Origin of the sequence: Acinetobacter sp. NIPH 542 (assembly GCF_000369825.1) — a bacterium.
Lineage (GTDB): Bacteria > Pseudomonadota > Gammaproteobacteria > Pseudomonadales > Moraxellaceae > Acinetobacter > Acinetobacter oleivorans.
Genome location: NZ_KB850209.1, coordinates 108,520 through 121,027 on the forward strand (window position 1 = coordinate 108,520; position 12,508 = coordinate 121,027).

11 protein-coding genes are annotated in these 12,508 nt (G+C 39.8%); 6 read left to right on the plus strand and 5 right to left on the minus strand.

What is annotated here, in order from left to right; all coding sequences use genetic code 11:
- Positions 1-157: 157 nt before the first annotated feature.
- The 3 genes from F886_RS18750 to F886_RS18760 form a co-directional block, all read right to left on the minus strand.
- Positions 158-1,618: an amino acid permease gene (locus F886_RS18750; protein ID WP_005309741.1), complete on the minus strand. Its 1,461-nt coding sequence runs from the start codon at positions 1,616-1,618 to the stop codon at positions 158-160.
- Between the two features lie 21 nt (positions 1,619-1,639).
- Positions 1,640-2,653, minus strand: coding sequence for a class I SAM-dependent methyltransferase (locus tag F886_RS18755; RefSeq protein ID WP_005309743.1), 1,014 nt, complete (start codon positions 2,651-2,653; stop codon positions 1,640-1,642).
- 63 nt (positions 2,654-2,716) lie between these two features.
- Positions 2,717-4,075: a uracil-xanthine permease family protein gene (locus F886_RS18760; protein ID WP_005309746.1), complete on the minus strand. Its 1,359-nt coding sequence runs from the start codon at positions 4,073-4,075 to the stop codon at positions 2,717-2,719.
- 176 nt (positions 4,076-4,251) lie between these two features.
- Between F886_RS18760 and typA the strand changes: the two genes are divergently transcribed.
- From typA to F886_RS18775, 3 genes are all read left to right on the plus strand, one after another.
- Positions 4,252-6,081 (plus strand): translational GTPase TypA, encoded by a 1,830-nt coding sequence (typA, locus tag F886_RS18765; protein ID WP_004789229.1) that lies wholly within the window; start codon positions 4,252-4,254, stop codon positions 6,079-6,081.
- A gap of 258 nt (positions 6,082-6,339) precedes the next feature.
- Complete coding sequence (gene mscL / locus F886_RS18770; RefSeq protein ID WP_005309751.1) at positions 6,340-6,771, plus strand: large conductance mechanosensitive channel protein MscL; 432 nt, start codon at positions 6,340-6,342, stop codon at positions 6,769-6,771.
- Between the two features lie 141 nt (positions 6,772-6,912).
- Positions 6,913-7,266 (plus strand): gamma-glutamylcyclotransferase family protein, encoded by a 354-nt coding sequence (locus F886_RS18775; protein ID WP_005309753.1) that lies wholly within the window; start codon positions 6,913-6,915, stop codon positions 7,264-7,266.
- A 10-nt stretch (positions 7,267-7,276) separates the two neighbouring features.
- On the opposite strand, the gene F886_RS18780 is transcribed toward F886_RS18775, so the two are convergent.
- Both F886_RS18780 and mutM read right to left on the minus strand, forming a co-directional pair.
- Complete coding sequence (locus F886_RS18780; protein WP_005309756.1) at positions 7,277-7,567, minus strand: peptidylprolyl isomerase; 291 nt, start codon at positions 7,565-7,567, stop codon at positions 7,277-7,279.
- Between the two features lie 19 nt (positions 7,568-7,586).
- A complete protein-coding gene (mutM, locus tag F886_RS18785; RefSeq protein ID WP_005309759.1) occupies positions 7,587-8,411 on the minus strand; it encodes a bifunctional DNA-formamidopyrimidine glycosylase/DNA-(apurinic or apyrimidinic site) lyase in 825 nt (274 codons plus the stop codon).
- Positions 8,412-8,486: 75 nt separating this feature from the next.
- Here mutM and F886_RS18790 point away from each other — a divergent pair, with 75 nt between their 5' ends.
- From F886_RS18790 to F886_RS18800, 3 genes are all read left to right on the plus strand, one after another.
- Complete coding sequence (locus tag F886_RS18790; RefSeq protein WP_005309762.1) at positions 8,487-9,053, plus strand: DNA-3-methyladenine glycosylase; 567 nt, start codon at positions 8,487-8,489, stop codon at positions 9,051-9,053.
- 133 nt (positions 9,054-9,186) lie between these two features.
- Positions 9,187-11,346 carry a TonB-dependent receptor family protein gene (locus tag F886_RS18795; protein ID WP_005309767.1) on the plus strand — a complete coding sequence of 720 codons (2,160 nt, stop codon included), beginning with the start codon at positions 9,187-9,189 and terminating at the stop codon, positions 11,344-11,346.
- A gap of 9 nt (positions 11,347-11,355) precedes the next feature.
- Positions 11,356-12,465 (plus strand): NADH:flavin oxidoreductase/NADH oxidase, encoded by a 1,110-nt coding sequence (locus F886_RS18800; RefSeq protein ID WP_005309771.1) that lies wholly within the window; start codon positions 11,356-11,358, stop codon positions 12,463-12,465.
- Positions 12,466-12,508: the final 43 nt, after the last annotated feature.

Genomic DNA, 12,508 nt, shown 5'->3' on the forward strand with positions numbered 1-12,508 from the left:
GCCAAATTATTTAGTCTGTTTTACCTTGTACTGTTGGCATGATGTCCTCCTTATTTAAAAGTGCCGTTGAAAATCTGAACGGCATTTTACGCTTTTTAAATCAAAGATCAAGCTTTTGATCTTTGATTAACTTTAAATTACCTATTGAAACCGATTTTTAATCTTGTTCAGGTTTGACGTTCATTTGATCATAAGGGATCAGTTTGGTTTTATTTTTCCACTTATAGCCTAACCAGATAATTAAGAACAATGGCAAGCTAATATAGGTTGAAAGTAGGCCTAACCAGTCAATTTTTCCACCTAAAATGGCTTGATAGTTTTGTCCCAAAATAATGATTGAACATAGGATAAATGCAAACCAAGGGGCAAATGGGAAAAATTTGGCACGGTATGCTAAATCTTCTAGTTTATAACCTTGAGCAATATAACCTTTGCGGAAACGATAGTGCGAAATAGCAATTCCTAGCCAAACAATAAAGCCACACATACCTGACATATTGAGTAGCCAGTTAAATACTTGCTTTTCACCAATAAAAGTCGTCAAGAAACAAAATGCGGCGATAAATGTTGTGGCATATAGTGCATTCATCGGAACGCCACGACCATCAAGTTTTGCAAACCACCTTGGCGCACGGCCTTCCTGAGCCATTTTAAACAACATGCGAGTTGAAGAATACATGCCCGAGTTACCTGCTGACAAAATAGCGGTAAGAATGACAGCATTCATCAAACCAGCCGCGAAAGCAAAGCCAACTCTTTCATAAAGTAAGGTAAATGGAGAAAGCGCAATATTTTCAGTGGTAGCAGCTTGCAACAAATTTGGATCATCATAGGCAATGAGAGTGCCGATAATGAAAATACATAGAATATAAAACAGTAAGATTCGCCAGAAAATCTGTTTGATTGCAAGTGGAATCGTTTTCTTTGGATCTTTTGATTCGCCAGCGGCAACGCCAACCATCTCAGTTCCTTGGAAAGAGAATCCGGCAATCATTGCAACACCAATCATGGCCTGCAAACCACCTACAAAAGGTGCTTCTTTATAGGTCCAGTTTCCAAAAGCTGCAACACCTGGAGTTAGCATAATCTTAATGATCATTGCTAAACCAATGATAATAAAGGCAACGATGGCGATCACTTTTACCATTGAGAACCAGAATTCGCTTTCGCCGAATCCCTTTACTGTCATGGCATTAATCATAAAGATAACGATAAGGAACAGGGCACTCCAATAGAATCCTGGTATATCAGGGAACCAGAATTTCATAATAAACTGAACTGCAACAAGTTCGAATGCAACCGTAATTGCCCAGTTATACCAATAGTTCCAACCTAAAGCGAAGCCAAAGCCTTCTTCGACATAACGACTACCATATGTAAAAAAAGCCCCAGAAGTTGGATTATGGGTTGCAAGTTCACCTAAACTGGTCATTAAGAAATAAATCATAATACCAATAAGAGAATAGGCGAGTAGTGCTCCACCTGGGCCAGCATTTGCAATGGTCGATCCAGAAGCAAGGAAGAGGCCTGTACCAATGGAACCACCAATGGCGATCATATTCAGATGACGAGCCCCAAGCTTACGCTGGAGTTTTTCAGGAGCATGTGTTTCGCTCATGGAGATTCCTTACATAGTTTGTTATGCACAGGCATATAACACCTTAAAGCCTTGAAGATCAGTTTTAATCTGGCACTGACCAAAGTGCTTCTCAATTAAGATCGGATAGTTTAAAAAACGGTTTGCTACAATCCATAGCTCACCTGATGCCTTTAAATGTTTTTTAGCGTTTTGGCAGAGTCCTTCACTTGCATCATAGTTGGTATGAATACCTTGATGGAAAGGAGGATTACTGACAATGGCATCGAGTTCTGTTGGAGCGTCTGCAATACCTATGACAGGCTGCAATCTCAACTGGTCTGAACCTATTCCATTTCGACTAAAAGTCATTTCCGTTGACCGTAAAGCGAAAGCATCAATATCTAGGGCATGAATAATATTACTTGAATTTATTTTTGCCAAATAGCAACTGATAATTCCAGCACCACACCCGAAGTCGGCAATTCTACCTGATTTCACCTGATTAAGATAAGGGAGTAAAACAGCAGTTCCGACATCTAGATGATTTTGGCTAAAAACACCGGGAAGGGCACAAATCGTAAGCTCTTGGTCATTAACCTGAACAGTATAGGTTTTAAGCCATTTTTCTAGAGGTTTAATTTGTTCTGTTTTCTCAATCTTTAAGTGCCATAGCTGACAGTGACGTGCACTATCAAGTTTTAGTACTTTGCCAAAGCTTTGTAATTGTTTGGCGGCTCTTTCTACGCCACCTTTTTTTTCACCGACTAAAAAAACAGATTGATTTGTTTTTAGATGACTCATCACTACATGCAAAATGTAATTTAAAAGCTCTTTAGATTTTGGAACAAAAATGATTGCTTGGTCGAATTCTTGTGAGGGAAACTCAACTGAGAAGTGAGCTTTTGTTCCACTATTTATAAATCCTTGATAGTCGGCATGGTTCCATGTCCAGACTGACGCATCAGTTCCAGCTGGTAATTGACTGACTAAGGCATCATTCGGTGCATTAATTAACAAGATACTACCTTTCAAATAGTCTTGCTGTCTTAATACCACTTCACTTCTAGGATCCATGTACATCTCTCATGAAGAAGAATGCCCAGTGGGAGCTGGGCAGTAATCAAAATTAAAAGTTAGTTATTTATGCGTTTCAGGAAGCACAACATTTAAAATTAATGCTGCTATACCACCTGTTGCCACGCCAGAGCTAAAAATATTTTTAAATAATTCTGGAAGATGCTCTAAAATTTGGGGAACTTGAGCAACACCCAAACCTAATGCAAGTGAGATGGCAATAATTAATAATGCTCGGCGATCAAGGTGAATAGATGAAAGTATATTAATACCTGATGCAGCCACGGCACCGAACATCACCATAACAGCGCCGCCTAAAACTGCTTGAGGAACTGCTTGTATAACACCAGCTACCGCAGGAAATAGACCTAATAAAATAAGTAATCCAGCAATCCAGATACCTACATAGCGGCTAGCCACACCAGTGAGTTGAATTACACCATTATTTTGAGCGAAAACAGAACTTGGAAAAGTATTAAATAATCCAGCGAGTAAAGAGTTTGCACCATTTACTAATACACCACCTTTAATGCGTTTCATCCATTCAGGACCATTAACAGGTTGGTTAGAAAGTTTACTGGTTGCTGTCACATCACCAATGGCTTCTAAAGAGGTCACTAAATAAATGAATGCCATTGGAATGAATAAGCCCCATGAGAAGCTCAAACCAAAGTGCATTGGTGTTGGAATTTGTACGAGGGGCGCATCTTTAATACTAGAGAAATCTAGATGTCCCATAAATCCAGCAAGAATGTAACCAATCACTAGCGCGATTAAAATAGCTGAGCTTTTAATCCAAACCACTCGAATACGATTGAGTACAATAATAATCGCAAGTACGGTACATGACATAATAAGGTTGTCTGCACTTGCAAAAGTATGATCTTGCATGGCTTGGTAACCACCACCCATACTAATCAAGCCTTCTTTAATAAGCGTTAAGCCAATTAATAAAACAACAATACCTGTCACCAAAGGAGTAATTAATCTTTTTACCCATGGAAGAATCTGAGAAACACCCATTTCAATGAAGGAGCCGGCAATGACTACACCAAATATTGCAGCCATAACTTGGTTGACTGGTGTTCCTGCGGCAACCATTGCACTACCAATACCAATAATAGGACCAATAAAGTTAAAACTTGTGCCTTGAACAATCAGAAGACCTGCACCAAACGGACCAACTTTTTTACATTGTAGAAATGTAGCAATACCCGAAATCACCAAAGACATCGATAGAATCATGTTGGTTTCAGTGCGTGAAACGTCTAAAGCTAAGCAAATTAAAAGGCCAGGTGTAACAATTGGTACAATAATCGCAAGCAAATGCTGGAAAGCTGCTAAAAAAGCGATCAAAGGTTTTGGTCGATCATTTAAACCATAAACAAGGTCTAAATGGTCTTGAGAGTGTTGATTGGACATGGGTGTAGGTCTGCCGCAATTTTGCAAATTGGCGCTATTCTAATCGAGATAACTATCTTTACAAAACGAAATACAGGCTATTGGAAATTTTTTTGTCAATGTCAATAAACTGTCACTACTAAAATCTATAATTTTTCTGTATAATTTGCCCTCAAGTTTCAGGCTTATCGAATTCTATGTCAGATATCAAAAATCTCCGCAATATTGCAATTATTGCCCACGTCGACCACGGGAAAACCACACTTGTCGATAAATTACTTCAACAATCAGGTGCTCTTGGTGATCGCGCTGGTGAGATTGAGCGTGTCATGGATTCGGGCGCTATTGAAAGTGAACGTGGTATTACCATTCTTGCAAAGAACACTGCAATTAAATGGACCGATGCTCGTACGAATACAGAATACCGTATTAATATCGTCGACACCCCGGGACACGCCGACTTCGGTGGTGAAGTTGAACGTGTAATGTCGATGGTTGACTGTGTATTGTTATTGGTTGACTCTCAAGAAGGTCCAATGCCACAAACTCGCTTTGTAACTCAAAAAGCGTTTGCTCGTGGTTTAAAACCAATCGTAATTATCAACAAAGTTGACAAGCCAAGCGCGCGTCCAGACTGGGTTATTGACCAAGTATTTGACTTGTTCGACAACCTTGGCGGTTCTGACGAACAGCTAGACTTCCCAGTTGTTTATGCATCTGGCTTACGTGGTGTTGCTGGTCCTTCTCCAGAAGAATTGGCTGATGACATGACGCCATTATTCCAAACAATCGTTGACATTGTTGAACCACCAGCAGTTGATGCAGATGGTCCATTCCAAATGCAGATCTCTTCACTTGACTATAACAGCTTCGTAGGTGTTATCGGTGTTGGTCGTATTCAACGTGGTTCAATTGGTTTAAATACACCTGTAACTGTTATTGATAAAGACGGTAAGACACGTAACGGCCGTATCTTAAAAATTATGGGTTACCACGGTCTAGAGCGTGTTGATGTTGATTCTGCTCAAGCAGGCGATATCGTATGTATTACAGGTATTGATGAACTTCATATTTCTGACACGATTTGTGATCCGAAAAATGTTGAAGCTTTACCACCATTGTCTGTAGATGAACCTACAGTAACAATGACTTTCCAAGTAAACAACTCGCCGTTTGCAGGAAAAGAAGGTAAATTCGTTACTTCACGTAACATTCGTGAACGTTTAGACCGCGAATTAATTCACAACGTAGCATTACGTGTAGAAGACACTGACAGTCCAGACCGTTTTAAAGTATCTGGTCGTGGTGAACTTCACCTTTCAGTTTTAATTGAAAACATGCGTCGCGAAGGTTTCGAAATGGGCGTATCTCGTCCACAAGTAATCTTGAAAGAAGTTGACGGTGAAAAACAAGAACCTTACGAAAACGTTACATTTGACGTTGAAGAACAGCACCAAGGTTCTGTAATGGAACAAATGGGTAACCGTAAAGGTGAAATGACAAATATGGAAGTTGACGGTAAAGGCCGTATCCGTATTGAAGCAACTGTACCTTCACGTGGCTTAATTGGTTTCCGTTCAGAATTCTTGACTATGACTTCTGGTACAGGAATCATGACTTCAAGCTTCTCTCACTACGGTCCGATGAAACAAGGTACTGTTGCGAAGCGTCAAAACGGTGTGTTGATTTCTATGGTTCAAGGTACTTGCCTTGGCTATGCATTGTTCAGCTTGCAAGACCGTGGTCGTCTATTCGCTAAACCACAGTTAGAAGTTTACGAAGGTATGATCGTAGGGATTAACTCACGTTCAGACGATATGGTGGTTAACCCAACTAAAGCTAAACAGTTAACTAACGTACGTGCTTCTGGTACAGATGATGCTTTAACTTTAGTACCTGCAATTGAATACACGCTTGAACAAGCGCTTGAGTTCATTGAAGATGATGAATTAGTTGAAGTAACACCTAAGTCAATCCGTATCCGTAAGCGCTGGTTGACTGAAAACGAACGTAAGCGTAACAAATAAGTTATTCTTATCTTCGGATTAAAAAAACCGCTGATTTCGATCAGCGGTTTTTTTAATCGTTCTATTTAAAATTAAACTAAGCTTAAAATCATATTTTTCTTATAAGAGAATATGTTGTTAAAGTGTGAGATAGTTTTCTTTTTTTTGATAAAAATATTAAATTATCAATATCATGGCGAGTACTATCTAATTCGATAAGATGCCATTGAAAAAGAAAAATATGACGTGTTTCGGCCCCCGACATCTGGAGATGTTTAGATGAGTATTATTCAAGAATTTAAAGAATTTGCCATTAAAGGCAATATGATGGATTTAGCCATTGGTGTGATTATTGGTGGTGCTTTTGGCAAAATCGTGGACTCCTTAGTAAAAGATATTATCATGCCAATTATCAGTGTGATTACTGGTGGTGGTGTTGATTTTTCACAGAAATTTATTGTTCTAGGAGCTAACCCAAACAATCTGGAATCTTTAGATGCTTTGCAAAAAGCAGGTATCAATGTTTTAACTTATGGTAATTTTCTCACCATTTTAATTAACTTCCTAATTTTGGCTTGGGTAGTATTCTTAATGGTGAAATTATTAAATAAACTTCGCCGTGATAAGAATGAGCCAGAAGCTCCAGCTGCAACTCCTGAAGATATTCAGTTATTGCGTGAAATTCGTGATGAGTTGAAAAAGCAAGCTTAACAATATTATGAATTAATAAGAAACGGTACCGAGAGTGCCGTTTTTTATTACTTAGTATTTCATGTTGGACTAAAGATATTGATAAAATAGAAAGGCTACCGATAGGCTCAACTACGTACATTGTAAAAAGGATATAAATAAATGAATCAGCTTTTTGTGTATGGAACCTTATGCCCAAATAAAGCAAATGCTCATATTTTAGAGCAGATTGGTGGAAGCTGGACAAAAGCTAGTGTACGCGGTGTGATTCATATTTTAGATTGGGGTCCTGACAAAGGCTTAAAAGCGCTTGAGTTAGATTCGCAAGCGGATTGGGTAGAGGGTTATTTGTTTAGTACAGAAAAACTTGCTGAAAACTGGCAAATGCTTGATGACTTTGAGGGTTTTCAATACCAGCGTGTCATCGCAGATGTGATATTAGAGTCAGGTGAGTGTGTTAAAGCCTGGACATATCAACTGAATGCACAGGCTCAAGCTTCTGAAAAAAATAATTAAAATAATGGAATCAACGTAAGCTGCCCATTCGGAATTTAACTTCTAAAAGATGATAGCCAAACTGGCTTTTGATTGGACCTTGTAACACACGTTCAGCAGCTGTAAAAACAACTTTGTCGATGACTGGCACAAGTTGTCCTTTTTTGACTTCGCCAAGTTCACCGCCACGTTTTGCCGAATTACAGGTGGAGTATTGCTTGGCAATTTTTGCGAAGTCGGCACCATTTTGTAGCTTCTTTTTTAGCTGCTCAGCTAAGTCTTTATCTTTGACTAAAATATGACGGACAATTGCTGTTTGCATGTTGTCTTTCTCCAAAAAATTAAGGCTTTCTCAGCTTTTTAAGTGGTTGGCACTGTGGACAAAATACGCTGGCACGCTGACCAAGTTTTAAGTTTTCTAATGTGGTTTCACAGTTAACGCACATTTCTCCAGCACGACCATAAGCAAGTAGAGTTTGCTGGAAATAACCATTTTCACCCATGGCATTGCTGTAGTCGCGTAAAGTCGAACCACCTAAATCAATTGCTGACTTTAGAATTCGTTTAATCTCAACCACCAACTTTTCAATCTGTTGCATGCTTAAATCACCAGCAGGTTGTGCTGGGTGAATGCCAACATTAAATAAGCTTTCAGTTGCATAGATATTGCCCACACCAACCACTACATGATTATCCATGAGTGCAATTTTTATGCCGACAGCCTTATTCTTGAGTTTGGAAGCTAAATATTCTGCATGAAAATCAGTACTTAAAGGCTCTGGCCCCAAAGTATCTATGAGTTTGCCTTGAGTTTCAGGGTTAAGCCAAAGGATGCAACCGAAACGACGTGGGTCATGGTAACGTAACTGCTGATCTTCAAATTGAATAATCAGGTGGTCATGTTTTCTTAGTTCGTCATTTGGTTGGCACAGGCGAAAGCTACCTGACATGCCTAAATGCCAGAGCATTTGATCTTGTTCAAACTCTGCCAAAATATATTTTGAACGTCGATTTAACCCAATGAGACGTTGCCCAACGAGTTTTTGAACATCATCTGGGATAGGCCAACGTAAGCTCGGATTACGTACTTCAACACTTAGAACTTTTTGATTCAATAGAGGAAATAAACTGGTTTTGGTTGTTTCGACTTCGGGTAACTCAGGCATGCCAACTCGCAGAATTAACAGATATACTGGATTAATCAAGTATAACGTGTGGTATGTAATATTTCAGAGAATACTATGTCAGATATTTTACCATTAAGCTGGTTTCAACGTGAAACCTCCGAAGTGGCTTATGACTTAATTGGCTGCGTATTATGTAAGCGACAACCTGATGGTCAAGTCATCCGTTGCACAATTAGTGAAACAGAAGCTTATTTGGGTGTTCGTGATAAAGCTTGCCACAGCTACAATGACAAGCGCACAGCACGAACAGATGTAATGTATCGCTCTGGCGGTACGATTTATGTCTACTTAATTTATGGCATGTATGAAATGCTCAATCTGATTACTCAGACAGAAGGCATCCCTGAAGGGGTCATGATTCGTTCTGCATTTTTAAATGGTGCTTCAACAAAAAAAGAATATAAGCTTCTAGCTGGACCCGGCAAACTGACACGCTATTTGGGTATTGATCGGACTTTAAAAGGTCAAACCTTGGGAGAGGAGTCTGGACTATGGATTGAAGCAGCTTCAACGCAGGCAGAAGTGGTATTGACGCCACGGATTGGAATTGATTATGCCGAAGAAGCAAAAGATTGGCCTGAACGTTATTGCTGGAAAGACCATCCATCTTTGAGTCGATAATTCTAATCTGGCAATCAATTTTAGATATCGATGAAGAGTGTTCTAGATTTACAACAATGCAGATCGAATTCAATATCCAGACAAGACACCGCTTTTTGTTATGATAACTACAATATAAATAAAGGAAATAAGCATGTCCTTATTACGCTTAGACCGACTTCACTACTGTATTTTAATGAGTATGGGCTGCATTTCTAGCCCATTTGTTTGGGCAGATGACTCAGCTCAAAACATTGCTGTATTGCCAACGTTACATGTGGAAGCAACTCGTACAGATACCACCTATTTGCAGACGCCGGCTTCGGTTTTTCGAATAGATGCACCTCAAGTCGATACTTCTTCACAAGTAAATTTAACTGAAGTTGTGAAGGGTATACCGAGTTTACAGCTTCGCAATCGTGAAAATTATGCACAAGATTTACAGTTATCTATGCGTGGTTTTGGTGCACGTTCAACTTTTGGGGTTCGAGGCATTCGCCTATATGTGGATGGTATTCCTGCAACGATGCCAGATGGACAGGGTCAAACATCTAATATCGATTTAAGTAGTTTGGACCATGTTGAAGTTCTAACGGGACCTTTTTCATCGCTATATGGAAACTCATCTGGCGGTACAATTCTAACGTCTACTAAAGAAGGTCAAGGGAAAGACTCAATTGAGCTGAGCTATTCGGGAGGTAGCCACGATAAAAGCCGAGCAGGACTCGTGCTACAAGGGGGAGCAAAGGGTGCGAATGAACCGAGTTATGTTATTAGTTCATCATATTTCGACACAGATGGTTACCGAGAACATAGCGGTGCAGAAAAAGTATTAAATAATGCAAAACTCAGTTGGAATCTTGATGATGGTAGCAAAATCAACTGGATAACCAACTATGTCAAAATTCATGCAGACGATCCAATGGGTTTAGAGCGTAAGGATTGGCAAGAAAACCCAAAACAAATTGCTCCTTATGTAAAAAATATGGGGTTTAACGCGCGCAAAGATATTGAACAAACTCAAACAGGGGTGACATGGTCTAAGCCGATTAATGATCAAAATGAACTTTATGCCATGGCATATTTAGGCAACCGCCAAGTCACTCAATATCAGGCAATTCCTAATGGAGCTACCTCTCAGAAGCTACCTACTCATGCCGGTGCTGTGATTGATTTTGAGCGTAATTATTATGGTGCTGATTTCCGTTGGACAGGTAAAGAATTATTACCAAATACTACATTTAGTGCAGGTATTGCTTTAGACAATATGGATGAAGACCGTCAAGGCTATAATAATTTTGTAATGGTAAATGGTAAAGAATCTTATGGAGTTAAAGGTAATTTACGCCGTGATGAAGATAATACGTTGTGGAATATCGATCCATATTTACAAGCTTCATGGCAGTTCTTACCAACATGGCGTTTAGACACGGGTGTACGCTATAGCAATGTCCATTACAAATCTAAAGATAACTATTTAAGTAATGGCGATGATAGTGGTAAGACAGATTATAATAAAGTTTTGCCTTCCGCTGCTTTAAGCTGGCAAATTTTACCTGAACTGATGGCTTATGTGAGTTATGCCAAAGGATTTGAAACACCAACTTTTACTGAAATGGCTTATCAAACTGATACCTTAAAGTCAGGTTTTAACTTTGATTTAAAACCATCTACAAGTGATACCTATGAAACAGGCTTAAAGACACAAAACCTTCTCGGTGATTTTACTTTGGCAGTTTTCCAAACAAAAACTAAGAATGATATTGTTTCAGCGGGGAGCTTAGGTGGTCGTTCAACGTTCCGTAATGCTGATAAAACTTTACGTGAAGGCGCCGAGTTTGCATGGAATAAAAAGTTGTGGCGAGATTTAACAGCGACTGCAAGCTATACATATTTAGATGCAACTTTTGATGCAAGTGTTCCTGAAAAGCTTGGTCAAGACGGCAAAGTTCTCGCTTCAGCAATTACATCAGGAAATGCCATTCCAGGAATTGCTAAAAACCAAGCTTATGCCTCTTTGGCTTGGCAACCATCGCACGGGCTCTATGGTGGTGTAGATGTACAGTATATGGATAAAGTATACGTGAATGATACCAACAGTGACGCAGCGCCAAGCTACAGTGTAACCTCAGCTAATGTGGGTTATGCATGGGTAATGGGCGACTGGAAAGTGAATAGCTTTGCCCGTGTTGATAACCTATTTGATAAAAACTATGCAGGTTCAGTGATCGTAAATGATGGAAATGGACGCTACTTTGAACCAGCGGATGGACGTAACTGGAGTGCAGGTTTACGTGTAATTAAGCAATTCTAGGAATTAAAAATGGCAAAATTATTTGAAACGGTTAACTTTGGTTCACTACAACTGATCAATAGAATTGTAATTGCTCCAATGTGCCAATATTCGGCAACAGATGATGGTGAAATTACCTATTGGCATGAACAGCAATGGGCGAATTATGCATTGTCTGGCGCTGGGCTTTGTATTGTAGAGGCGACTGCTGTACAACCTGAAGGTCGGATTAGCTATGCTGACCTTGGGCTCTGGAATGATCAGCAACGTGACCAAATCAAAGCGTTGTTAGCTAAGGTTCATACACTTTCACCGATGCCATTTGGAATTCAGTTAGCACATGCAGGGCGTAAAGCATCTACTGAAAAGCCATGGTTAGGTAAAGGTCAGATTGCAAAAGATCAGCCTCATGGTTGGCAAACGGTTGCACCAAGTGAAAGTACTTTTTCTGTTCATGATGCAGCGCCCCATGCTTTGACCATTGCTGAGATTAAACAAGTTCAACAAGACTTTGCAGCGGCTGCAAAACGTGCTGTAGAAGCTGGGTTTGAGTTGATTGAAGTTCATGCTGCACATGGTTATTTACTTCATCAATTCTTATCGCCAATTGCCAATCAGCGTACTGATGAATATGGCGGTTCTTTAGAAAACCGTATGCGTATGACCCTTGAGGTTCTTCAGGCAATTAAACTCGCTGTACCAGAAGGTTATCCTGTTGGGGTTAGACTGTCAGCGACTGATTGGTTAGAGAGCATCGAGCACTGGGATGTTGAATCTACAGTTGGCTTATCAAAAGCTTTAGAGCAGTTGGGTGCAACCTATGTGCATGTGTCTAGTGGTGGTTTGCACGAGCATCAATCTATTACGATTGGGGCAGGTTACCAAGTTCCATTTGCTGAACAAGTCAAAAAGCATGTGTCTATTCCGGTCATTGCTGTAGGGTTAATTACTGAGCCAGAACATGCCGAACAAATTTTGGAAAACCAGCAAGCTGATGCTATTGGTCTTGCTCGTGCAATGTTGTACGACCCAAGATGGCCTTGGCATGCAGCAGCGGCTTTAGGGGCAGAAGTTAAAATTGCACCTCAATATTTACGTTGCCAACCTCATGGATTAAAGCAGCTTTTTAACTCTTTTTAATTGTATTGGGCAAAGTCATCTTTGCCCATTTTTCTTTTGCTAA